Source organism: bacterium SCSIO 12844 (assembly GCA_024397935.1).
Classification (GTDB): domain Bacteria; phylum Pseudomonadota; class Gammaproteobacteria; order Francisellales; family Francisellaceae; genus M0027.
Genome location: CP073743.1, coordinates 759,459 through 781,799 on the forward strand (window position 1 = coordinate 759,459; position 22,341 = coordinate 781,799).

A 22,341-nucleotide genomic window follows, 5' to 3' on the forward strand; every position below is an offset into this window, starting at 1 on the left:
CGCTCTTTTTTGTTTTTTGGCGATTATAAGAATGAACGATAACAATGAAAAATCAATGGGTTACACCGTTACTGTCGTGTAGTGTGAAAAAAGATAAAGAAAATGTTCAAAAATCAGCTCATATTGTACATCAATGTACCAAGAAAGATGAGCCTGGAACTACTTATTTTGTTAAGTTATTTGATCATACAGAAGAAAAAGAAAATGCAGTTGCAGAAGTAGCATTTAATGTGCTATACAGAGCCTTGATGAGAGATAGTCGAGTTTCAATATCTAACTTAATTTTTGATGAAAATAATAAGAAGATTATTGGTATTGCTTCTAAAGAGTTATGTGAATTTAAACCTTATGTAAACATGGGGCGTGATGAGAAGCTATCGACTCATGGTTCTCTTTCTCTTATAATATTCTAGTATTATCTTTCAAGAAGAAGATTTACATAATTGTAATTATGGCAAAATTAAAATAACTTCAGAGACAAACCCAGAAAAGTCATATCATGTAATGGGAAAAATTGATCATGACTTTATTGCTGCTCATTGGGATAAAATCAAAAAGAAAGACTGGTGTAACCTTATCAATTTTTCGAAAGCGCTATATAGAAATAATATATTTGATTTGCTTGGAGTGAGCAAAAAAATGAGATTTACTCCCACAAAAGCAAATAGTCTTTTTAAAAGGTTTGGACATTTTCTGCGTGGTTTATTTAATGGTGCCAATACAGTAACCACCACAACTGAAGCAAATCTTTTTCTAAGTAATTTTAGTACTATATCAAATTTATCAGAGTTTAAAGTTGTTACTGAGGAAATTAATAAAATTGATATTGAAAGCCTTAAGAAAGATATGAAGACGAGGCTTAAAATGATTAAAGCAACACTTGAGGGTGAAGATCTTCGTATTATGAACAAGGCTAATGAAATAACAACGCACCTAATAAATCGTTTTGCATGCATTAAAAATTGTATGGATTTCTATAAACTCAAGGATAATGCAAGAAACAATATTAAGTGTTTGAAACAACATAAGTTAGTTAGTCAGATTTTTACTGAAATAGTAACAGAGTTATCAAATAATATGTATACTGATCTAAAAAATCGAAGGGTATTTGACTTAGCAAACAATCAAAACAAAGTTTATGCTGATCTCCTCAAGGATATTTCAGTTAACAATTCTCAAATGAATAATAAAGAGTATCTTAATAGTTGTCTTCAACGTATTAAAGAGTTCAAAAACTGTCATAAGCTATTCTCTAAGGCAAAAAAGCAAATTAAAAATATGAAGGATGAAAATAGAAAAAACTTAGCTGAAATTATTTTTGAGAAAATATATACAAAATTATCATATAATATGACCAGCTCTTTAAAAGAACAGCATTCATTTAATATGGCAGATGATTACAACAAAGTTTATGCTGAGATATTAAATGTAATTATAAATAATAGGTATACGAATTCATCTAATCAAAGTAAGAATAATTTAGAAAACAAAAGAGAACAATATGCTAACCAATATATAGAATGTTATGAAATACGTAATAAGGTGAATAAAGCAATTGAAAATATGAAGAATAATCGTGATAAGCATTTATGCCAGGTTCTTGTGAAGACTGTATATAAAGACTTATCGAGTTTGGCTTTAGACAAGGATAAGCTAGAGGTTAATTATTATATATTAAAGAGAATTATAGGCGAAGCTCAGGAATTAAATAAGCCGTCTAAGCTTGATGAGAAGCAAGCATCATTGTTAGACACGTTACAATCAAAGAAACGTAAATCTATTGATATGGATAAAGTAAGCCATCAAAACCAGAACTCTATGGATGTACAATTACTCTTCAATGAACTCGCTAACAAACGTAGAAAGACTAGATCTGAGAGTGTGCTTTCAATGCTTTCTTCTTAATTAATCTATTGATTGGGTGTCTACTTCGTGATAGTGGAGTTAAAGAATAGTTTATTATCTGATCAAATGTTAAACCAAAATCATCTAAAACGATTATCACTTAGGTTATATCTGTTTAAGATTTTAAACAGTGATAGACAAATTTTTTCAGAAGATTACACAACAAAATAGCTTGGTAATTAATCCGACAGTTTACCTTGGTAATGAGACCATTACACCCTATTTGGCTTTAACCAAGGCAAACATTGTTTAATTTTAGATAGAACTAATTGGAAATGGGGAGATCGTAATATTAAACGTGTTATTTCTTTGTATAGCTTACAAACGAATAGCCATCCCCATATTTTGGCTTTCGCTTAATAAAAGCGGTAATTCTTCAACTCGAGAGCGTATTGCTTTAATTGAGCGTTTCATTAGTGCTTTTGGCATAAAACATATTGCTGGTATTTTAGGCGATCAAGAATTTGTAGGGAAAAAATGGGTCAGTTACTTACAAGCTCGACAATTGGCTTTTTACATACGAATCAAAAGAAATAATAAAACAAAAGACCCAAAAGATGGGACTACCGAAATTGCTCGTTTATTTAGAAACTTATCATTTCAAGAAGCAACGTTACTTAAAGGAAAATGACTACTTTATGTCCATCAAGTATTTGTAACTGGGGCAAAAATTGAAGGTGATTATCTAATTATAATTAGTAATAAAAAACTACCTAAACATAATCCATTAGAAGCCGTTGACATTTATGCAATTAGATGGCGAATAGAGACATTATTTGGGTGTTTAAAATCCAGAGGTTTTAACTTTGAAGATACTCATATTACCCATAGGAAACGAATTAAACAAATGATCGCTTTACTAACTATTGCTTTCTGCTGGGCTCAACTTACTGGGCAATGGCGTTGTAATAATGAAAAGAAAATTATAATCAAAAAGCATGGGCGTCCTCAACATAGTGTATTTAGATATGGTTTAAATTGGATTAGTGAGAAACTATTTAAGCGAGGAGCGCAGCTGAGAATATTGACAAAAATAACACTTCAAATATTTGATGTTGGGATGGATAGGGCTATGAATCAAGGGCTATAAGGAGATATGTCGTGTACAGAGTATATAAGGTTATGTATAAAATTAAAAGTCACATTATAGAAATGAAAAGTTAATGTAAAAGACTAATAATATTTTTTTAATGATGATTGATATCGTAATTTTTACTATTACAAAAATTAAACCTTTGCTTTACTGTATAGGTTGTACGGATGAAGATATAAAAATTACTGATTATAAAATTGATTTTTAAACTTCATCGGTAAAATGACAGTATTTAATGATATTGTAGGTAAAAACTAAAAATTAAATTTTGGAGGGTTGCATGCCTTTGTTTGATAAAAGTAAGACTTTGACTAAAGAAAAAATGGTATCAAATCGAAATCAATCAATTAAAAAAAGTTTGCTTAAGTATGCAGATGAAATATTATTGGATATGGTAGTAAATAAAAAAACAAGACTACCAGTGACACCGTCTACTAGCGCTCGAGCTAAATTAGTTAAGGGTGGAAAAATTTATACTAATGAAAAAAACGAAAGCAAAATTTTTCTGGATTTACTGCCAGTCAATAGTAACACTGGTGGGTACTCTCTTCGTAATACAGTGTGTGACGACTCGGTATTAGTCAACAAATTTTTAGTGTATAGAGATATGTATAATACATGTTGTACAAAGGATATGCTAGAATACGAAAAAAATAATAAAATATTTCATATAATGGTTGATAATGCAGATATTATTAATGAACACAGACGTCCTAGTTCAAAGAGCGGACTACCACAAAGTGCAAAACTTGCAAAAAAAATGAGTCAAAAATATTTATTTCTTGATAAAGATGCACAAATACAGGGGGGTGATTATAATCGTAGTGGTTCTAGTTCCTATGGTGCTCTAGAAATTGGGGATAATGATCTTTAGAGTGACTCAATCAAAAAAACCATTATCATCAAGATAGTCGCAAGTAAGCTAAGATTGATAAAGTATTGGAAAAATCGGAATAGATTCATGGAAAATTAGGAATAAGAGTGTGGATAATTCGGATTAAATAAAGCATAATTAAGGTATATACTTTATTTATTCTAAAGTGAATAGAGTGCTTAAAAGAAAATTAACTCCCATTGCCATTGAATTATTAAGAGAGTTTCTTTTCGTAAGATTTATGCATTAGCTAACCTCCAAATCCCAATACAATCAAAAGCCCAACAACCATCATGAGAATTGCAATAATACGCAATGTTTGTGGTTTCAATTTAATCACTTCTTTTAAGAAGTTTTGATATTTTTCAGGTGCTAATGCAGGGTATAGTCCTTCGATAATAAGCACAATGCCAATGGCAATTAAAAAGATTTTAACACTCATCAGCAATTCCCGCTATTAATGACACGGGTTGCAAATAAAGACTTTTAGACCGATCATATATTTATTTTTCGTAACCTAGTTATTTTACAATGAACAATCAATTTAAAAAACATCTATCTATACCAGGTTTATTACACACATTAAGAAATAGCTTTGCAAAAGCTACTGATAGGAAGTCATCCAGCATTTACTCACTTGTTGATTGTTTGATGTGTGGCATGGCAGTATTTGGAATGAAGTATCCTTCATTACTTAAATTTGATAAAGATATGCGATCAGAGGGCAGTTTGGTTAAAAATAATATTAGCTCATTATATAAAGTTGAAAAAGTGCCATGTGATACATATTTACGTGAACGTTTAGATGAAATTGATTATCTTCAATTACGTCAGTCATTTAATGCATTACTAAGCAATCTACAAAGAGGTAAAGTTCTAGAGCAATATTGTTTTTATAATGATTATTATTTGATTTCCAGTGACGGCACAGGGATGTTTTCATCACATGAAGTGCATTGTGATAATTGCTGTGTAAAACATCACCGTAATGGAACAAAAACTTATTATCATCAAATGTTGTGTGCTTCGATTGTACATCCTGATATAAAGCAAGTGATTCCATTAGCGCCTGAGCCAATTATTAAAAGTGATGGAACAAAGAAAAATGATTGTGAGCGAAATGCAGCGAAACGTTTAATTAAACGTCTTCGCCAAGAACACCCGCACTTAGCAATGATTTTTGTTGAAGATGCCTTATATGCCAATGGCCCTCATATTGATGACCTAAACAAACATAATATTCATTATATTCTAGGAGTAAAACCAAGTGATCATACCTGGCTTTTTGACTGGGTTAAAGCAAGTAAATCCGAGTTTTTGTCGATGTCACTAGAGGGTGTTAAACATGAATTTGAGTGGGTTAATCAAGCTGAATTAAATGAAACTAGAAGTGATATTAAGGTTAACTTTTTGTCTTATAAACAGACAAATAAAAAAGGTAAAGTACAGCATTTTACTTGGGTGACAGACCTTGATCTTAATTCAAACAATGTATTTAAAATAATGACAGGAGCACGTGCACGCTGGAAAATTGAAAATGAGACATTTAATACATTAAAAAATCAAGGGTATAATTTTGAACACAATTTTGGTCATGGAGCAAACAACTTATGTACAGTATTTGGCTTTTTGATGCTATTGGCATTTTTGGTAGATCAAATTCAAGAACTATGCTGTCCATTATTTAAGTCGGCATTAAAAAAATTAGAGACAAGAAGTCGTTTATGGGACAGAATAAGAAGTGCTTTTTTTATAGCACAGATTAATAGTTGGGAAGCGCTATATTTACACCTATCAGGAAAAGTTAAAGCCCAATTGATCATCGACACTGGTTAATTATATTTTGCCATGAACATCGTGTTTTTAACTATACCCGGTTATTTATTAATGAGACATAAAAATCTAATATACGGTGCATATGCTGTAGCGGTAAGTATTGTCAATGAGAATGCTAATGGAATTAATAATTAAATGAAAAATTAAGCGGGAATAGCTGAAAAATCTAAATAACCGTTGATAATCTCTCTAGCACTTTCAGAGTGGATATTATCACGTTCCCACCAATTAGGTTTTTTTTTGAAGTATGGAATTATTGGGTTATACATACCTCCCCATAAACATGTATTAATTTTAAAGATCTCAAGAATATTTTTTTGATCTGTAGGTCGTACTAAAAATACAAATCTAATAGGACGAAGTTTTAAATTCATATTTACATTATTCATGAAAGTATATCTATTTTAATAATCATGGTATTTATAGTGTAGTATGAATTATTCTGTTTAAAGGTATCTATAAATTAAATGCTACCTTTTGCTTAATTCAATCTTACCCAAACTCACCTTAATTAATCTCATACAATAACCCTAAGATATGGGGGAATGTATGGATATTGAAGAAGAGCTACAACAAAAACAAGCAGAGCTTGAAAATATTAGATCATCAATTAGTAAGCTTTTAAGTAATGGTGGGGTTGCATCTTATGCTGCTGGGGGGAGTACAGTTGGTTATCGAAACTTATCTGAATTGCGTGCTGAAGAAAGAAAAATTTTAGATGCTATAGATTCACTTGAAAGAATTAAGTCAGGTAAACAGCAATCTAATTTCATCACTTCAAGCTTTAGGGTGATGTAATGAAGTTATTATCAAGATTTAAGCGCAATAAGACAGTTAACAAGAATATTCATCATTTTTTACCACCAATATATAACCGTGGTTATGAATCAGCAACATCACAGCTATTACGTGATGTTTTTACAGGGGGCAATGTCGATGAAATAATTGAAGGCCAATCAAGTGCTATTTTAAGACGTGCGCGTGAAGCCTATGCCAATAATGATTATGTCAAAGGTTATATCTCACAAGCCTGTACCAATATTATTGGTCATCAAGGCATACGTATTCAATGTAAAACAAAACAAAAACGACTAAACGATTTAACTGAAGCTGCTTTTAACCGTTGGGCTAGAAAAGGTAACTGTGATGTCTCTGGTAGCTTATCTTTTATCGATATTCAGCTTTTGTGTGTTAGATCATTATTAAGAGATGGTGAATTTTTTATTATTAAGCATGTGATTGATGGTCAATTGCAACTACAGCTAATTGATAACTCACGTATTGATGTGACTAAACGTGCAACGCTAGCAAATGGCAAAAAAATCATCAATGGTATTGAAGTTACTCGCTTTGGTAGGCCAATAGCCTATTATTTAACGGATGATACTGAAAGTACTCAAAGAATACCTGCTAAAAATGTTATTCATGGCTTTATTTCTGAATATGTAGGTCAAAAGCGTGGTATTTCATCGATTGCAACAGCATTAATTCGTCTTGGCTTATTAAAAGAATTTGAAACATCAGCCGTTGATAATGCAAGAAGCAATGCTAAAAGTGTTGGCTTTTTAAATTTACCAGAAAATGAAATTGATTATAACGCATTAGCTGATCGTGATGATAATACATACGATAATTCATTTGAAATGAAAGCCGTTGATGATCGTGCGCAGTTTCATTTATTAAAACCAGGCTATAAGCTATCAACATTCAATAGTCAGTTTCCAAGTACTACTTTTGCACCATTTAAAGAATCTATTTTAAAAGCGATTAGCTCAAGTTTAGGTTATGGCATTAATTATATTAATTTGGGAAATGATTTAAGTAATGTCAATTACTCTAGTGCAAGACAAGGTTTATTGAATGAACGTGATGCATGGAGAATGCTGCAAACATTAATTATTGATTCATTAGTAAGACCTGTATTTGAAAGCTGGTTAGAAGTTGAATATCTGTCAGGTAGATTAGGTAATATCAGTGAGATTACTTTTAATCAGTTAATCGATACCGTTAAATTTCAAACGCGTAATTTTCCTTGGATTGACCCGCTTAAGGATGCCAAAGGCACAACCGAGAATATTAATAATAAAACAACTAGTACTTCACAAGAAATTATCAATGCTGGTGGTGATGTAGAAGAAATATATGCTCAACAAATTGCAGATGCGGAGCATCAAGTAAAGCTAAATAAAATATTAAGTTTCACTACAGATACTGAGCAAGTAACCATCCAAAAACAAATTAATGAGGGGGTAGATGATGCAGAATTACTTAAAGATGATTGAAGATAGTAAAATACTGACACGCGATTATGAGTTTAATGCAACAAAAAGTAAGATTGATATTGAAAAGCGTACGGTTGAGTTAAGTTTCTCAAGCAATACACCGTATCAGCGTTGGCAAGATGCATCAGAAGTACTAGATCATCGTACTGAATCAATTGACTTAACAAGGCTTAATAATAAAGGCGCATTATTAGTTAATCATGATTGGAATCGTCAGATTGGTGTGATTGAAGAAGCCTATCTTGACGGTAACAAGGCAAGAGCCGTTGTTAAATTTTCAAAACGTCAAGAAGCTGAAGATTTCTTTCAGGATATTCAAGATGGCATTATTGCTAATGTCTCTGTTGGTTATAGTGTCAAAAAGGCGGTAGCTGATAATGATAATAAAGCTGTGATTGCTACAAGATGGCAACCATTTGAGATATCACTTGTTAGTGTGCCAGCTGATATTAGTGTCGGTATTGGTCGTAATCTTGCCCAAACTGACAATCAAGAAACAGATAAACTAAAAGAAGTTTTAAATCATTCAAATGTAAAGTCCAAAAATGAGGGGGATAAAATGAGTCAAGCAGTCAATGAAGATAACAAAGTACAAACACGTTCATATGATGATGGTGTTAAAAGTGAAAGTAGCAGACGAGATAAAATTGATGCGCTAGCACGAGAATTTAATCAAGCTGAATTTGCCAGAAGCTATCTTACAAATGGTTCAAGCTTTGAAGTGTTTCAGAAAGATTTAATGCTGCATGTTCAATCTCAACAGAAAGAGCGATTAAGACAGTTAGAAAAGGAAAGCCCACAGATTGATGCAGTTAAATCTTGTGCCAGTAACATTGGTATGAGTGAAAAAGAAACTAGAGAGTTTAGTTTAACACGAGCGATTCGTGCAATGAGCAATCCACTAAGTCTAAAAGCACAAGAAGCAGCAAAATTTGAATTTGAAGCATCAGATACAGCAAAAAGATCAATGGGTATTTATGATGACGGTGATTTTGTTATTCCGAATGATATCTTACAAAGAGATTTTACGATTGCTAATGGTGGTGCGCCATTAGTTGGAACTGAACTAAGAGCATCTAGCTTTATTGATCTTTTACGTAACAAGTCAATTATGATGAATATTACACAGAGACTATCAGGTTTAAGGGGTAATATTGCAATTCCAAGACAAACACAAGGCTCTAATATCACTTGGGTCGGTGAAAAACAAAATGTGGGTGAAGGTGAATTAACCGTTGATCAGATTCATCTATCAGCAAAAAGATTAGGAGTATTTTTAGAGATATCACGAGAATTATTAACCAATAGTTCAATTGATGCTGAGACAATGGTGAGAAATGATTTACTAGCAGCAGTAGCACAAGGTATTGATACGGCAGCTCTATATGGAACAGGTGCAGATTTTCAACCATTAGGGTTAACGGGTGTCAGTGGTATTACCGCAGCACAATATGCAGGTGAAAATCCATCTTTAAAAGACTATATCGATTTAGAGACAAGCATTGCATTACAAAATGCGGATGTTGCCAATATGCGCTATTTGATTAATCCATCATTAAGAGGTGCAGCTAAGACAACACCAAGGCTACCAGATAGTGAATTAACTGTCTGGGAACAAGGCAATACGATTAATGGTTATCAAGTAGAAGTAACAAATCAGATTAAACCTAATCAAATTATTTTTGGTGATTTTAGTCAGTTGTTGATTGGCCTTTGGGATGGATTACGTTTAACGGTTAACCCATTTAGTTTAGATAAATCAGGGGCGATACGTATTACGGTAATGCAAAGTGTTGATATTGCCGTACGTCGTCCAGAATCATTTGCCATTGCAACGAAACAAGCTTGAGGGGGAAGATATGAAAGCAGTATTATTACGATCAATTATAGCAGCGGGAAAACCACGTAAAGTTAATGATGTGGTTGATATGAGTCAGGCTGAATATGATTTTCTAGTTACTCGAAATTTGGTTAAACCCTATGAGGAAAAAGTTGACGATAAAAAGATAGATAAAAAAGCAGATAATAAAAAGAGTGCTAAATAGTGGCACAGTATCTTGAGAACTTTAATTGCTTATTTAATGATTCTGGCGAGCCTGCAGTGATTGTTAGAACGGGTGATAAAATTACAGTTAGGCATGAGGTAGTAGATAATATTCATGTACTTGGTTTATCGCAATATAAGAATTGTTCTGCCATTGCTTGGTTAAGATACGATGATCGAAATAAGATAGTGCGTGATGATGTCATTACATTAATCAAAAGCGCACAAAGTTATCAGGTTGAACATAAATTATTAAGTGGTTCTGGGTTAGTAAAGTTAGTTTTAAGTGATGTGGTAGAAAATGACTATATCGATTTCTGATCAAGAGGCGATGAGTATTGCTGAGGCGATTAATGATATTCAGGCAACAGAAAAGCAAATTAAAAATGCCTATCATCAGTCAGTTGGTAGAGCTGTTAGACTATCATCAAACCGTGTTGCACATGATATTGCTAATCAACTAGATATACCACTTAAACTAATTAGAAAACGTATTTTTGTTTATAAGACGATTGTTACTAAAGGTTCATGGAAAATCTGGGCTGGCTTAAATGATTTACCAATTGATAAATTAGGAAGGCCAAAGCGTATTGGAGCTGATGTTGTTGTTAAAGGTATTACAGCAAGTAATGCCTATATTACTAAAAGCGGTTATGTTCGTTTAAGAGAATCAGGTCAACGTGCAACAGTTGAGATTGATGAACAGGCAGAGAATCTATTACAAAAGCTATTGCCATATTATTTTTATCAATACTTTGAAAAAGAGTTTCGGCAATTATTAAAGTTTAAATATGGGGTTAATTAATGCTTAATAACACACGAGAATTAACGGAGTTTATCTTATCAAAATTAAAATATAAGTTACCGCAAATTAATTGGCAACTATATCCTAATATTCAAGATTTAAAAGAGCTTCAATTACCCATTGGTAATCTAGCATTACAGCAGTTTGACTTTACACCGAGAGTGACAACAGATTTAAAAGCGGTTGATTGTACATTTAACATTCGGCTTCTTTTTAATGACACATCACTTGCACAATTAAATATCCGTGATGCAGCATTGGCGGTTGCAAGTTATTTACATAGAAATTACTTGAGTGAGCAGATTGAGTTAATCGAGGTTATCTCTAGTAATCAAGACTATTTTACGCCTGAAGTTAATGGTTTTGTTGCTTGGGAGATTTTATTTATTACTCGCTTTTATTGTGGTGATTCTATTTATCAATTAAACGGTATTTCACCCGATGTTGAATTAAATATTAACAATAATTTGGTGTAGTGATGGATGTAGTACAGCATTTAGTCGATATGCAAAGACGCTTAAATAATTTAATTAGAATTGGTACCGTGGTTGAAACTAATGAGACAAGATTACGTATAAAGTTAGGTGATAATATTACAGGTTGGCTACTTTGGTTAACTCAACGAACGGGTGACTGTCAAACATGGTGGAAACCATCAATAAACGAACAAGTACTTGTGTTAAGCCCTTCAGGAGAACTTAATAATGGTGTTGTACTATCAGCAATCTATACGCAAAACCAGCCGACTTTAAATCCAAATGAGCAAAAAACCGTCTATAAAGATGGTACGACAGTTAGTTATAACTATGAAAAAAGTAAGGTAACAGTTGATTGTGTTGGTGATGTTGAAGTCATTGGTGCTAAGAATTTAAACGTAACCTTCGATGGTAATATTGATATTAAAACACCACTTCAAGTTAAAGTTGATGCACCTAATACAATATGTACCGGTAATTTATTAATACAGGGAAGCTTAACTTATATGCAAGGTATGAATGGCTTTAACCAAGATGGCGGAGCAACAGCCATGATTCAAGGTAAAGTACTAGTTTCAGATGATGTGGTTGCTAATGGTATCTCGCAAGTTGGACATACGCATATTGGGGATAGCGGTGGGAGGACTTCAAATCCAGTTAAATAAAGAGGTTGTGATGTTAAGCAGCACCATGCAGTTCAACTTTATAGTGTAAATTTTCACGATTAACAACATCTTGTAAAGCAAGGGTAACAAATGTTTTAGGGTTCATTCCTAATGCTTTAGCAAAACTAATTGCAAGTTTCACACCAACAGGACGGCGCCCATGCTCAATATCACATAACTGTTGCTTTGAAATGCCAATTTTTTTAGCAAAATTAGCTTGTGATATTTCTTCACATTTGCGTAGAGCAAGTAGTGTGTTACCAATGGTTTCTGGTTCATCGATTAGGTTATCTAAATACTTTAATGTGTTAGTACTCATGTTTATTTACCTCATCAATTTCAATATAGTTTTGCCGTTATCATATTCAGTATAAATTGCTCTGTAAGCTTTATTTAGTCTGATTGAACGTTGGCCAGCACGTTTGCCATGTAATGGCTCATCATGATAACCAGGCGTTTTTCTTACTTCTGTTAGGCCAAAGGTGATGATATCTCTAACCCATAATCTCAGTTTTTTAACAATATGAGATGGTACTTTCTGTAAATCTTTTTTAGCTTGTTTGCTTAAATTTACTTTGTAAGCTTCCATTTCATATTTTCCATCATTTGTTATTTTTAATTGTACTCATATGATGAGTATTTGTCAAGAAGTTGTAAAAAACATTAAATTAATCTACTTAGCAATATTTCTAGGCCAAAATGAATAATAACTAGATTTGTCATAAAAATACGTAATATATCTTATCAGTATTAAAATTTCACTTTTCATATAATTACCTAAAGTTTAAATCAGGTAGATTTTGAGGGTGATCAAGTAAATTAATTTATCATATTATTTCTTGAGAATTGATGACGTGCATTTGTTTTAATGCCTTGGTGTATTGAAATTGAGTAAGAAAATATAGGTACTTTATCCTAAATCAATTTAACAACCTTAGTTGTAGAATTGACTAAGTTATAAACAGAATGATTTTCAAATAAAGCAATTTAAAGTAATTATAGGGGAGAGCATCTGATGCCAATTAAATATAATGAAGCTGAGGTGATAAATTTAGAACACCTAAAAGATCAGGATAATTGGCGTACAGATGGCCTTAAATTATATGCAAAGAGTAATGAAGATAAAATTCAATTAAGTCATGAAGCTGTAGGTGACTATACAGAAGTAGAAAGTGGCTTAACACAAATTAAAGATGTAGGCGATGAAAATCGAAAATATCAAGATGCTCTTTATAATTTTTTAGTAGAAAAACTAGATGAAAAGGATAATCAATCTAAGAAGTTATCTGAAGTAGGGTGGGTTAAAACATTTATTGATGCTTATGAACAAAAATTACAAGCAGAAAATAATGAGAAGCTAGAAAGTATTGAAGATATAACTAAAGTAAAAAATACTTTATTTTTTAGCAATAAAAGTAGAATTTTTTGTATTGCTGACCAAAAACCAGAGGGTTTTGAAGAAAGCTTGTATTCTGAGGATGAGCAAAGCGATTTTGAGGAACAATTTTTATATAATCTATTGATATCTGAAGGTCAAGTAAAAACCTTTTATCAAGCAATAGAAGCTGAAAAACAAATTTGGCACAAAAGTTTTCGAGATTTATATATTGCTAAACAATATGTAGAAGGAAAAGAAATCAAGGACTTAAAAATTTTTTATGATCCTAAAAAAGCGGATGATATTGCAATTGGAGAGGCAAAAGGTGAAGCTAAACAAAAGCATGATTTAAGTCAAATAAAAGATGGCAAAGAGCTTTATATAAATATAAATGATGCTACAAGAAAAAGGCTTGCAGAGTTAATAGAAAAAACTAAACACGATACTAGACCTCAGTGGCAAACAGATTTTTTAGAGTTTCATAATAATTATACAAAATTTACGTCTATTTCATTTGATTCATCAGAAGTCTTCAAAGATACAAATAAATTTAAAAATTTTAACGACTTAAAAACAAAAATGGGTAAGGCAGTAGAAAGTACTGGTTTAAAAAGTAAAAATGTTACTGGTTACAAGAATGGTCAAGGAGGCGATACTCAAGATGTGGCTGATCTTGAGAAGTTTAAAATTACTAGCTCTTCAAAGAAAGTTGATATCGAAGTAACAAAAGATAAAATCATTGATAAAAGCTTAAATGAACTATCAGAAAAAACTGCAGACACTATGGCAGCTGTTGCTAAAACAATGGTAAATGAAGGTAGTAATATATATATTCATGCCAATACTGAGAAAGAATATCAACGAATGTTTACATCTTTCCATAAACAAGGATTTAAAAAAGAGCAAATTCAGTATGCATATATTGACGATACAAAAGCAAATTCACCTAGTTATAAATTATTTAAAGATTCTTTAAATAAATTTTATCCAAGAGATAAAGAAGTTAGAAATCAGCCAATTCAATCAAACCCTCAACATTTATTTTGGGATCAATGGCATCAAGTTAAAGAGCAACAACCTGCCCCCAAAATGCCTGGAATGGGGTAATTTATCTTACCCAAACTTCCAATCCCTTTTGCCTTACCATATGGATATAAAGGTAAATTAGGTAACATTTATGAAGGGCATAACAATATCCTCAGCTGCTAAACGATTTTGTATTGGTACCACAACATTGAAACACTGGCTTAAAAATCCAATGCTTAAAACGACGAAGAATAGATCCTCAACTAAAATAGATTTAGAAGCTCTAAAAGCGCATATTGATTCAAAGCCAGATGCTTACCATTATGAACGCGCCAATGATTTTAACTGTAGTGCTTCAGGGATAGCCTATGCAGTAAAGAAACTAAAAATAAGTAATAAAAAAAACACTAATTCATCCCAAAAGAAGCGAAGATAAACGACTTATTTTCAGGCACGAATAAATGAGCACAAATTAGCTGGAAGAACTATTATACCCCTTGATGAGTCTGGTTTTGCTCATGATATGCCTAGGATGCATAGTTATTCAAAAATAGGGCAAAGATGTTATGGTAAACATGATTGGGGAGCTAAAGGATGAACCAATGTAATTGCTGCTTTAGTTGCCGTGACTTTATTTACATGTAATATTGATTCTGATGTATTTCATCAATGGGTAGAATATTGCTTATTGCCAAACATTCCTCAAAATTGTGTTATTGTTATGGATAATGCCACATTTCATAAGCGCCATGATACACAGCTTCTGATAGAGCAATCTGGTCATATTATTGAATACCTAGCGCCATACTCACCTGATTTAAATTCTATTGAAAGACAGTGGGCAAAAAAGAAAAAACTAAGAAGAAGGTTACAATGTACAATTGATGAACTATTTAAATAAGACCATATTATACTGAGTTAGCTATACTAAATGAAAAAGATAAAAATACTAAAGATGAAGATATGCCAGAAATAAGTTTAAGCTTAGATCAGATATCACAGCTAACATACTCAACCCAACGAGAGGCTAAATTTAGAAGTATAACAGCGAAATATCATGATATAGATACAGCAGAAACTAAACAGGTAACAATAGGTAACGGCCCACCAGAATTTATATTGTCATACACGTATGAAAATGAACAAGTAGCAAAAGCAATAGCAAAAAAAGTATGAGATGATTACACACAAGATACAGATACACTAAATATTACGATAGTTGGGAACCCAGAAATCATTGCTGGGGTACCAGTTAGTATTAAAGGCTTGCATGATGATATTCCGCAACAGTGGTATGTAAAGACTGCTACACATAGTTTGAGCAAACAGGGATACCAAACGATTGTCCAGTTAACATTAAAATAGACCAAAAAGTCAGAAATTCTTGTTACCTATACGTTAACTTTAAATAAAATTTAGGTTAACATTGGTTAGTTAAAATGTTAGATAAATTATTGAAGTATAATATAAAAATTTTGGCGCGCCCGGAAGGATTCGAACCTCCGACCGCCTGGTTCGTAGCCAGGTACTCTATCCAGCTGAGCTACGGGCGCGTCGTGAAAACGAGGTCAATTCTATTGATCTTTAGTGATACTGTCAACGCTTTTTTGATGATTTTTACTAATTAATGTGGTGAAGCGTCTATCAATGGGTTTAATTTATTTTATCCTATCCTTTTTGAGGGATAAGTTTATAAAATTGTGTATATTATATTCAAGATAATCCATGGGTATGCTATAAATAGCTTGACAATAAATTTGATTATTTTATGTTTTAATTGTTGATTAAAAGTTAAATATAAGGGGTTGCTATGAAATTTCATGCAGTGATAGATATGGATGATCTTGAGTATCGTAAACCTTTTTTTAATTCATTAGCTTCAGATGATGTCACAATTGAATTACCACAACCAATTATTAATCCTAACGTTCATATGACAGGTGTTCAATGGGTAAATAAGCTAAAAGAAAATAATTTAAATGTTGAAGAACGGCAGTATGTCGATCATATGAGAGAAATTGCTAAAAAATATGATGCTTTAGCAATACCAGCTGGTAGTTGGGATGGTTTATCTAGTCAAAACTACTCAGAACATAGAAATAGAAAAGCAGGAAGTAATTTCTTTTTATACTTACCAAAGCCTGAAACATTGACATCACAAGAAATGGCAGATCTAACAGCAATCCATTGTCATAAAGAGTTACAACATCCAATTGTTGGTGAATGTCATGGTTTACAGGCCTATCATTTATATCATGGAGGTAAGCTTGGCGTTTTTGAAGCAGGTATTATTCTTGAATGTAACGAAGATCCAAGCTTAAGGTTAAATGATGGAAAGTTTGAGCATAAACCAAATCAGTGTGCTGATAGCGTTAGTAGTCCAAATAGTAGTTGGCATCAAGATTGGAATCATAACACTTTTGCTTTATGCACAGATGGTGTTGACTATCAGGAAGTAGTGACATCACATCCTTTGCAATCAACACAGCTTACTTGGAGCGCAAAACCAAGTAAAGTTGAAAGTAGTGGTATACATGTTATTAATGGTTTGAATCGTTGGTTAGCTAGTTATGAATTAGAAGATGACTTTAGAGTAACAGTTAAAAAGCAAAATATAGGGCTAAGTGGATGTTATTTAGTACTTGAAAAAGATGAAGACTATGAAAGTGATGGTGAAAGAGGAAAGGGTGACTATACCAGTAAGTCAGAGAAAATATATCATGCAGCAAATTGGGCAAAAATGCATGATACAGCGGATGATATGTCAAAAGAATATCAAAGTATTATAAATACAGTTGCTATGTTAAAAGGTCTTACTTTTGAAGCAGTAGAAAAAAACTTTAAAGAGACAATTTTTAATTATATTGCAAAAGCATATATAGAAAAAATTCCAGGTGGTATTATTTCTCGTATTGCTAATAATAAAGATTATTTAACACAATACCATCCTTCAAAATCAGCTGAACTTGGATGTGGTGCTAATGAATTAGGACAAAGAAATCAGCTAATGTTAGGTGTTAAGCCAGATGGTAATCCTGGATGTTTATTTTATGCTGAAGATAGGGTAATGGATAAAAAGAATGGACTAAGTGGAGATAAGGCATATAGTTTAGTCTGATCAATTCTTTAATAAATAATTAGGTTTGAAACTTAGTTATTTTAATATGGATTAAATTTAGCTAGTATAATAATCAAACTTTTTATGTTTAATTTTGATAACCAGGATGTATAAGTGAGTATAGAAAATTGAGATTTCATACAGTAGTCAATCAGGATGAGAAAGTACGTCGTCAATTTTTTTTTGATACATTAGCGCCTAATGAAGTAATTCAAGAGGCTCCAAGGTCAATTATTCAAAGAGAAAGTATTAATTATACGCTAACAGGCATACAGTGGATAAAAAGGCTTAAGGAAAATGATTTAAATGCCCAAGAGCAACGATATGTTGATCAAATGAGAGAAATAGTTAAAAAACATGATGCTTTAGCTATTCCTTCAGGTGGTTGGGATCGACTTTCTAGTCAAAATTATTCAGATCATAGAAATAGAAAACTAGGCAGTGACTTTTTTTTATATATAGCAAAGCCTGAAACATTAACAGCACAAGAAATGGCAGATTTAACCGCAATCCATTGTCATCGTGAGTTAGGTCATCCAATTATTGGAGAATGCCATGCTTTACAAACCTATCATTTATATCATGGCGGTAGGCTAGGTGTTTTTGAGTCTGGCATTATTTTAGAATGTAATGAAGATCCAACATTAAGATTAGTTGATGGAAAGTTTCAACATAAACCAAATCAGTGTGCTGATGGCGTTAGTAATCCAAATAGTAGTTGGCACCAAGACTGGAATCATAACACGTTTGCGCTAAGTACAGATGGTGTGACTTATCATAAGGAAGTAACAGTTCACCCATTACAATCAAAAGAACTTAGTTGGACGGCAAAACCAAGTAATATTGAAAGTGCAGGCATACATGTGATTTATGGCCTTAATCATTGGTTAGCTAGTTATGATTTAGAGGATGACCTTAAGGTAACACTAAAAGAGCAAGCAATTGGTTTAAGTGGTTGTTATTTAGCAGTTGTAGAAGATGATGATTATAAAAGTGATGGTGAAAGAGGAGAAGAACAGTATATCAGTCGATCTGAAAAAACATATTATGCCGCTAGTTGGGCGAAAATGCATTCTGATCCAAAAGCAATGTCTCAAGCATATAGCAGTATTATAAAAACAGTTTCAATGATCAAAGGAATTGCCTTTGAAAAAGTAGAAAAAAACTTTGAAAATACGATTTTTAAACATATTGCAGATGCCTATATAGAAAGAATTCCAGGGAAAATTATTACTCATATTAATCATGGTAAAGACTATTTGGTACAACACCATCCATCGAAATCATTAATGATTGAATCTGCACAACAAGAGATAGTTTTAGCTAGGGAAGCTATGCACTCTAATAGCCCTTTTTATACTTATAGTAGCAACGAAAAAGAAGCAGATAATAGTAAATCTTATAAGTTAGATGACTTTATTAGCTAATTCTAATAAATGTTTATGAATGGACTCTACTTGTGGTTTGAGCATGCTTTTTTCATTTATATTTTGGATAATGTAGTCAGAGATTAAGTATCGCTCTGCTCGTTTAGGTTGTGAATCAATGATTTGGTAAGCCTTTTCAATTGATGTATTATCACGGTTAATTAAGCGTGTAATTTGAGTATTTATAGAACAATCAACCGTAATTATATAATCCAGATAGTCATATGAATGAGTTTTAGGTAAAAGTGGAATATCAATAATACAATAAATAGATTGACTTTTTTTAGCTTGGGCTATAATTTCTTCTCGAATAACAGGGTGCAATAAATTTTCGAGCCATTGTCGCTTTTGTGGGGATATAAAGATAATTTCTCTTAATGCTTTGCGGTTTAATGTACCATCTGATTGTAAAATACCATCACCAAAATATTGAATAATCTGAGTTAATAAATGCGTATTTGGCTTAACAATATCTCTTGCGATATGATCTGCAGAAACAGTATGAATATTTAATTGTTTAAACAGTTGAAGTACCGTCGTTTTGCCACTGGCAATACCACCTGTTATACTGACACAAAATAAATTTCCCAGCATAGGAAAAAAATCCTTCTTATTAATTCTGTTAAATCAATGTTCTCCAAACTAATTGATTTTTTTTGAAGGTGCAAGTTAGCGCTTTATTTTTTCTGATGATTCGATATGATATAGAGCGAATAGTTTTGATATCATTAAAAGGATATAAAAGAATGGTTTCATTTTCGAATCTTATTTCGATTAACGATTTATCACGTAAGCAAATTGAATTCATTATCCAAGTTGCACATCAATTAAAATACTCGCCTGAACCCAATTTATTATCTGGCAAGGTTATTGCTAGTTTATTTTTTGAAGCTTCAACTCGGACTCGCTTATCATTTGAAAGTGCAGTTTATCGATTAGGCGGTCAAGTGATTGGTTTTTCAGATAGTGGCAATACCTCATTAAAACAAAAAGGCGAGTCATTAGAAGATACCATTATTATGATTAATGGTTATGCCGATGCAATTGTTATTCGCCACCCTGAAATCGGCTCAGCAAAAATAGCTGCAACCATTGCAGATATTCCTGTAATTAATGCAGGTGATGGTGCAAATGAGCACCCAACGCAAACTTTATTAGATTTATTCACGATTAATGAACACCATGGTGGCTTAGATGGGCTTCATATTGGATTAGTAGGTGATTTAAAATATGGTAGAACCATTCATTCATTGATTAAAGCACTATCTTTATTTGATCATATTCAGATTTCACTGATTGCTGAAGATGGGTTTAAGTTACCTCAAGATTTAGTAGAATTTATTGATCAGTCATCGATGAAAGTAGATTACCTTGACTCAATTGAACAAGCACTACCAAAATTAGATGTATTATATATGACACGACTTCAGAGGGAACGATTAGGTGATTCAACATTAAAAGTGCAGTTAAAGCATTGTATTACTGATAAATTAATACAAGCTTATGCAAAAGAAAGCTTAGCAATTTTACATCCCTTACCAAGACTAGAAGAAATTGATATTAGCGTTGATAAACTTAAACAAGCGCGCTACTTCCAACAAGCAAATAATGGATTATTTGTTAGAGAAGCACTATTAAAACTCTTATTAATTGACAAAATATAATTTAAAATTAGATAAAGGTGATAGTATTTTTAGTGTATAACCTCACCTTCATTTGATAGCCATCGACGTGAAAGAAAGTTATGAACATTAATCTTATTATTAAGAAAGTGCTCATCTTCTGAATACATTTTAACTGGGTCTGGTTGAAAAAATGTAAACTTATATTTTCTAGCGATTCTTCTTAGATTGCTGACGCTGCAGTTAATCATTTCTGCGATATCGGCTGTATCCATGCCATCATCAACACATTGCTGGAAAAAATCTACAATTGAACAGCCATATTCATGTTCAATACGGTTTTCAACAGTGATTGCAGTCATAAGATAACTCCTGTTTTTTTATTCCATTTTAGTTGTCATCAATTCCTTTGATGACAAGTTTAAGTTACAATAAAAATTGATAAAAATCTAGTACTCAATTTAAGCTATATGAAAACACGACCCTCCTTTTAATTTTATTTTGTAACAGGCTCTGAAATTAATTGTATTCAGAGTAATTCATATTTGTTACAATCTTAAAATTATTATCCTTATTTTTTAGTATAGACGGTATTTATACTATGATGCATACAGCTATTGAGCTTTCTGATTCAAACTTAATTTTGCAAAGCAAAAAATTACTTGAATTAATTAAAACTAAAATAGAAGAAAAAGATAAATTATTTTTTGATGAATACATGCAAATGGCTTTGTATACACCAGAATTAGGTTATTATGCATCTGCAGCAAATATACTTGGAGAAAGGGGAGATTTTACCACAGCACCTGAGTTAACGTCACTGTTTGCAGCATGTTTTGCAAATTCATTTATGACTGTGCTTGAAGAAATAAGTGAACCATCGATATTAGAACTTGGTGCTGGCAGTGGTCAATTTGCATTAGCATTACTAAAGTCATTAAAAGAGAAAAATTTATTACCAGAGAAATATTACATTTTAGAAGTTAATGCTTATTTGAAAGCTCGACAACAAGAATTATTAAAACATGCTTTGCCAGAGTATTTTAATCATATTATTTGGCTTAATCAACTACCTGAAAAAAATTCATTTAAAGGGGTTATTTTTGCCAATGAAGTACTTGATGCAATGCCAGTGACTCGCTTTGTTAAAAGTGAACAAAAAATAAAAGAAGTCGCTGTTGGCATAGAAGATGATCAGCTAAAATTAATCGAAGTTTTAGCACGTAAAGAAGTCGTAGACAAAGTATCTACAATAGAAGAAAAACTTGGTGTTTTGAATGATGGCTATACTTCTGAAATTAATTTATGGATAGATCATTGGCTAAAGTCATTAGCAAACATATTAAATCAAGGCGCATTGATTCTTGTTGATTATGGTTATGATCAAAATGACTTTTATCGACCTGATCGATTAATGGGGACCATGCAGTGTTATTTTCAACATAAGGTACATGATGATGTGCTTTGGTATCCAGGTATTCAGGATATTACAGCTCATGTTAATTTTACCGAAGTAGCCCAAGCTGGGGTAAATGCAAATTTAGAATTTGAAGGTTATACAACCCAAGCTGCATTTTTATCTAGTTGTCATTTAGATCAGCTTTATCATGCACATTATAATTGTTTATCCACTAAACTACAGTTAGAGTTAGCAAGTAAGATAAAAACCCTTTTAATGCCTGGTGCAATGGGAGAAGTTTTTAAAGTAATTGCATTTAGTCAAAACATACAAAGTGATTTATTGGGTTTTGAGTTAAATGATTTAAGCTACAGGCTTTAAAGGGAAGTTA

General features: G+C 32.2%; 26 protein-coding genes, 1 tRNA gene and 2 pseudogenes. 22 read left to right on the forward strand and 7 right to left on the reverse strand.

What is annotated here, in order from left to right; all coding sequences use genetic code 11:
- The first annotated feature begins 44 nt into the window (after positions 1 to 44).
- The 5 genes from KFE69_03645 (at position 45) to KFE69_03665 (ending at position 3,872) form a co-directional block, all read left to right on the forward strand.
- Complete coding sequence (locus KFE69_03645) at positions 45 to 413, forward strand: hypothetical protein (protein ID UTW43249.1); 369 nt, start codon at positions 45 to 47, stop codon at positions 411 to 413.
- A gap of 91 nt (positions 414 to 504) precedes the next feature.
- The gene (locus KFE69_03650; GenBank protein ID UTW43250.1) at positions 505 to 1,905 is read left to right on the forward strand and encodes a hypothetical protein; all 1,401 of its coding nucleotides are present in this window, start codon (positions 505 to 507) and stop codon (positions 1,903 to 1,905) included.
- 298 nt (positions 1,906 to 2,203) lie between these two features.
- Positions 2,204 to 2,536 carry a hypothetical protein gene (locus tag KFE69_03655; protein ID UTW43251.1) on the forward strand — a complete coding sequence of 111 codons (333 nt, stop codon included), beginning with the start codon at positions 2,204 to 2,206 and terminating at the stop codon, positions 2,534 to 2,536.
- Between the two features lie 39 nt (positions 2,537 to 2,575).
- Entirely contained in the window at positions 2,576 to 2,995 is a 420-nt protein-coding gene (locus KFE69_03660; protein ID UTW43961.1) for a transposase, read from the forward strand.
- A gap of 283 nt (positions 2,996 to 3,278) precedes the next feature.
- Entirely contained in the window at positions 3,279 to 3,872 is a 594-nt protein-coding gene (locus KFE69_03665; protein UTW43252.1) for a hypothetical protein, read from the forward strand.
- 250 nt (positions 3,873 to 4,122) lie between these two features.
- On the opposite strand, the gene KFE69_03670 is transcribed toward KFE69_03665, so the two are convergent.
- A complete protein-coding gene (locus KFE69_03670; protein ID UTW43253.1) occupies positions 4,123 to 4,314 on the reverse strand; it encodes a DUF2065 domain-containing protein in 192 nt (63 codons plus the stop codon).
- A gap of 89 nt (positions 4,315 to 4,403) precedes the next feature.
- Here KFE69_03670 and KFE69_03675 point away from each other — a divergent pair, with 89 nt between their 5' ends.
- Positions 4,404 to 5,708: a transposase gene (locus KFE69_03675; protein UTW43254.1), complete on the forward strand. Its 1,305-nt coding sequence runs from the start codon at positions 4,404 to 4,406 to the stop codon at positions 5,706 to 5,708.
- A gap of 143 nt (positions 5,709 to 5,851) precedes the next feature.
- Here KFE69_03675 and KFE69_03680 read toward each other — a convergent pair whose 3' ends face one another.
- Entirely contained in the window at positions 5,852 to 6,097 is a 246-nt protein-coding gene (locus tag KFE69_03680; protein ID UTW43255.1) for a hypothetical protein, read from the reverse strand.
- A gap of 160 nt (positions 6,098 to 6,257) precedes the next feature.
- Here KFE69_03680 and KFE69_03685 point away from each other — a divergent pair, with 160 nt between their 5' ends.
- From KFE69_03685 to KFE69_03720, 8 genes are read left to right on the forward strand one after another with little or no spacing between them, the layout of a single operon-like run.
- Positions 6,258 to 6,506, forward strand: a complete 249-nt coding sequence (locus KFE69_03685; protein ID UTW43256.1) for a hypothetical protein — start codon at positions 6,258 to 6,260, stop codon at positions 6,504 to 6,506.
- Positions 6,506 to 7,990, forward strand: a complete 1,485-nt coding sequence (locus KFE69_03690; protein ID UTW43257.1) for a phage portal protein — start codon at positions 6,506 to 6,508, stop codon at positions 7,988 to 7,990. The genes KFE69_03685 and KFE69_03690 overlap by 1 nt, the downstream gene beginning before the upstream one ends.
- On the forward strand, positions 7,965 to 9,839 hold the full coding sequence (locus KFE69_03695) for a phage major capsid protein (protein UTW43258.1): 1,875 nt from the start codon (positions 7,965 to 7,967) through the stop codon (positions 9,837 to 9,839). Before KFE69_03690 ends, KFE69_03695 begins: the two co-directional genes overlap by 26 nt.
- Before the next feature lie 10 nt (positions 9,840 to 9,849).
- Positions 9,850 to 10,035, forward strand: coding sequence for a hypothetical protein (locus tag KFE69_03700; protein ID UTW43259.1), 186 nt, complete (start codon positions 9,850 to 9,852; stop codon positions 10,033 to 10,035).
- The gene (locus tag KFE69_03705) at positions 10,035 to 10,355 is read left to right on the forward strand and encodes a hypothetical protein (protein UTW43260.1); all 321 of its coding nucleotides are present in this window, start codon (positions 10,035 to 10,037) and stop codon (positions 10,353 to 10,355) included. Before KFE69_03700 ends, KFE69_03705 begins: the two co-directional genes overlap by 1 nt.
- Positions 10,336 to 10,839, forward strand: a complete 504-nt coding sequence (locus tag KFE69_03710; protein UTW43261.1) for a hypothetical protein — start codon at positions 10,336 to 10,338, stop codon at positions 10,837 to 10,839. Before KFE69_03705 ends, KFE69_03710 begins: the two co-directional genes overlap by 20 nt.
- On the forward strand, positions 10,839 to 11,315 hold the full coding sequence (locus KFE69_03715; GenBank protein ID UTW43262.1) for a hypothetical protein: 477 nt from the start codon (positions 10,839 to 10,841) through the stop codon (positions 11,313 to 11,315). Before KFE69_03710 ends, KFE69_03715 begins: the two co-directional genes overlap by 1 nt.
- A 2-nt stretch (positions 11,316 to 11,317) precedes the next feature.
- Entirely contained in the window at positions 11,318 to 11,980 is a 663-nt protein-coding gene (locus KFE69_03720) for a phage baseplate assembly protein V (protein UTW43263.1), read from the forward strand.
- A gap of 13 nt (positions 11,981 to 11,993) precedes the next feature.
- Here KFE69_03720 and KFE69_03725 read toward each other — a convergent pair whose 3' ends face one another.
- Together KFE69_03725 and KFE69_03730 are read right to left on the reverse strand one after the other, a co-directional pair.
- Complete coding sequence (locus KFE69_03725) at positions 11,994 to 12,299, reverse strand: helix-turn-helix transcriptional regulator (GenBank protein UTW43264.1); 306 nt, start codon at positions 12,297 to 12,299, stop codon at positions 11,994 to 11,996.
- A pseudogene (locus KFE69_03730) lies at positions 12,289 to 12,569 on the reverse strand (type II toxin-antitoxin system mRNA interferase toxin, RelE/StbE family). Before KFE69_03730 ends, KFE69_03725 begins: the two are co-directional and overlap by 11 nt.
- A 426-nt stretch (positions 12,570 to 12,995) precedes the next feature.
- Here KFE69_03730 and KFE69_03735 point away from each other — a divergent pair.
- From KFE69_03735 to KFE69_03750, 4 genes and pseudogenes are all read left to right on the forward strand, one after another.
- The gene (locus KFE69_03735; GenBank protein UTW43265.1) at positions 12,996 to 14,465 is read left to right on the forward strand and encodes a hypothetical protein; all 1,470 of its coding nucleotides are present in this window, start codon (positions 12,996 to 12,998) and stop codon (positions 14,463 to 14,465) included.
- Positions 14,466 to 14,535: 70 nt separating this feature from the next.
- Positions 14,536 to 14,820, forward strand: a complete 285-nt coding sequence (locus KFE69_03740) for a transposase (protein UTW43266.1) — start codon at positions 14,536 to 14,538, stop codon at positions 14,818 to 14,820.
- 87 nt (positions 14,821 to 14,907) lie between these two features.
- Positions 14,908 to 15,285, forward strand: a pseudogene (locus KFE69_03745) (transposase).
- 62 nt (positions 15,286 to 15,347) lie between these two features.
- A complete protein-coding gene (locus KFE69_03750) occupies positions 15,348 to 15,560 on the forward strand; it encodes a hypothetical protein (protein ID UTW43267.1) in 213 nt (70 codons plus the stop codon).
- A 300-nt stretch (positions 15,561 to 15,860) separates the two neighbouring features.
- Here KFE69_03750 and KFE69_03755 read toward each other — a convergent pair.
- Positions 15,861 to 15,937, reverse strand: a tRNA-Arg gene (locus KFE69_03755).
- A 257-nt stretch (positions 15,938 to 16,194) separates the two neighbouring features.
- On the opposite strand from KFE69_03755, the gene KFE69_03760 reads away from it, so the two are divergent.
- Positions 16,195 to 17,502 carry a hypothetical protein gene (locus KFE69_03760; protein UTW43268.1) on the forward strand — a complete coding sequence of 436 codons (1,308 nt, stop codon included), beginning with the start codon at positions 16,195 to 16,197 and terminating at the stop codon, positions 17,500 to 17,502.
- A gap of 128 nt (positions 17,503 to 17,630) precedes the next feature.
- Positions 17,631 to 18,929, forward strand: coding sequence for a hypothetical protein (locus KFE69_03765; protein UTW43269.1), 1,299 nt, complete (start codon positions 17,631 to 17,633; stop codon positions 18,927 to 18,929).
- Here KFE69_03765 and coaE read toward each other — a convergent pair.
- Positions 18,909 to 19,523 carry a dephospho-CoA kinase gene (coaE, locus tag KFE69_03770; GenBank protein UTW43270.1) on the reverse strand — a complete coding sequence of 205 codons (615 nt, stop codon included), beginning with the start codon at positions 19,521 to 19,523 and terminating at the stop codon, positions 18,909 to 18,911. The two genes, KFE69_03765 and coaE, sit on opposite strands and share 21 nt — an antisense overlap.
- Before the next feature lie 152 nt (positions 19,524 to 19,675).
- On the opposite strand from coaE, the gene pyrB reads away from it, so the two are divergent.
- Positions 19,676 to 20,593, forward strand: coding sequence for an aspartate carbamoyltransferase (pyrB, locus tag KFE69_03775; protein UTW43271.1), 918 nt, complete (start codon positions 19,676 to 19,678; stop codon positions 20,591 to 20,593).
- A gap of 29 nt (positions 20,594 to 20,622) precedes the next feature.
- Here the strand turns inward: pyrB and KFE69_03780 are convergent, their stop codons facing one another.
- Positions 20,623 to 20,913 carry a hypothetical protein gene (locus tag KFE69_03780; protein ID UTW43272.1) on the reverse strand — a complete coding sequence of 97 codons (291 nt, stop codon included), beginning with the start codon at positions 20,911 to 20,913 and terminating at the stop codon, positions 20,623 to 20,625.
- A gap of 239 nt (positions 20,914 to 21,152) precedes the next feature.
- On the opposite strand from KFE69_03780, the gene KFE69_03785 reads away from it, so the two are divergent.
- A complete protein-coding gene (locus KFE69_03785; GenBank protein ID UTW43273.1) occupies positions 21,153 to 22,331 on the forward strand; it encodes an SAM-dependent methyltransferase in 1,179 nt (392 codons plus the stop codon).
- The last annotated feature ends 10 nt before the right edge of the window (positions 22,332 to 22,341 follow it).

What these genes read in the sequence shown, in the direction of transcription:
- KFE69_03645 (UTW43249.1), top strand. Translation starts at nt 45, where the DNA reads ATGAAAAATCAATGGGTTACACCGTTACTGTCGTGTAGTGTGAAAAAA.
- KFE69_03650 (UTW43250.1), top strand. Translation starts at nt 505, where the DNA reads ATGGGAAAAATTGATCATGACTTTATTGCTGCTCATTGGGATAAAATC.
- KFE69_03665 (UTW43252.1), top strand. Translation starts at nt 3,279, where the DNA reads ATGCCTTTGTTTGATAAAAGTAAGACTTTGACTAAAGAAAAAATGGTA.
- KFE69_03670 (UTW43253.1), bottom strand. Translation starts at nt 4,314, where the DNA reads ATGAGTGTTAAAATCTTTTTAATTGCCATTGGCATTGTGCTTATTATC.
- KFE69_03675 (UTW43254.1), top strand. Translation starts at nt 4,404, where the DNA reads ATGAACAATCAATTTAAAAAACATCTATCTATACCAGGTTTATTACAC.
- KFE69_03680 (UTW43255.1), bottom strand. Translation starts at nt 6,097, where the DNA reads ATGAATAATGTAAATATGAATTTAAAACTTCGTCCTATTAGATTTGTA.
- KFE69_03685 (UTW43256.1), top strand. Translation starts at nt 6,258, where the DNA reads ATGGATATTGAAGAAGAGCTACAACAAAAACAAGCAGAGCTTGAAAAT.
- KFE69_03690 (UTW43257.1), top strand. Translation starts at nt 6,506, where the DNA reads ATGAAGTTATTATCAAGATTTAAGCGCAATAAGACAGTTAACAAGAAT.
- KFE69_03695 (UTW43258.1), top strand. Translation starts at nt 7,965, where the DNA reads ATGCAGAATTACTTAAAGATGATTGAAGATAGTAAAATACTGACACGC.
- KFE69_03700 (UTW43259.1), top strand. Translation starts at nt 9,850, where the DNA reads ATGAAAGCAGTATTATTACGATCAATTATAGCAGCGGGAAAACCACGT.
- KFE69_03710 (UTW43261.1), top strand. Translation starts at nt 10,336, where the DNA reads ATGACTATATCGATTTCTGATCAAGAGGCGATGAGTATTGCTGAGGCG.
- KFE69_03715 (UTW43262.1), top strand. Translation starts at nt 10,839, where the DNA reads ATGCTTAATAACACACGAGAATTAACGGAGTTTATCTTATCAAAATTA.
- KFE69_03720 (UTW43263.1), top strand. Translation starts at nt 11,318, where the DNA reads ATGGATGTAGTACAGCATTTAGTCGATATGCAAAGACGCTTAAATAAT.
- KFE69_03725 (UTW43264.1), bottom strand. Translation starts at nt 12,299, where the DNA reads ATGAGTACTAACACATTAAAGTATTTAGATAACCTAATCGATGAACCA.
- KFE69_03735 (UTW43265.1), top strand. Translation starts at nt 12,996, where the DNA reads ATGCCAATTAAATATAATGAAGCTGAGGTGATAAATTTAGAACACCTA.
- KFE69_03740 (UTW43266.1), top strand. Translation starts at nt 14,536, where the DNA reads ATGAAGGGCATAACAATATCCTCAGCTGCTAAACGATTTTGTATTGGT.
- KFE69_03750 (UTW43267.1), top strand. Translation starts at nt 15,348, where the DNA reads ATGCCAGAAATAAGTTTAAGCTTAGATCAGATATCACAGCTAACATAC.
- KFE69_03760 (UTW43268.1), top strand. Translation starts at nt 16,195, where the DNA reads ATGAAATTTCATGCAGTGATAGATATGGATGATCTTGAGTATCGTAAA.
- coaE (UTW43270.1), bottom strand. Translation starts at nt 19,523, where the DNA reads ATGCTGGGAAATTTATTTTGTGTCAGTATAACAGGTGGTATTGCCAGT.
- pyrB (UTW43271.1), top strand. Translation starts at nt 19,676, where the DNA reads ATGGTTTCATTTTCGAATCTTATTTCGATTAACGATTTATCACGTAAG.
- KFE69_03780 (UTW43272.1), bottom strand. Translation starts at nt 20,913, where the DNA reads ATGACTGCAATCACTGTTGAAAACCGTATTGAACATGAATATGGCTGT.
- KFE69_03785 (UTW43273.1), top strand. Translation starts at nt 21,153, where the DNA reads ATGATGCATACAGCTATTGAGCTTTCTGATTCAAACTTAATTTTGCAA.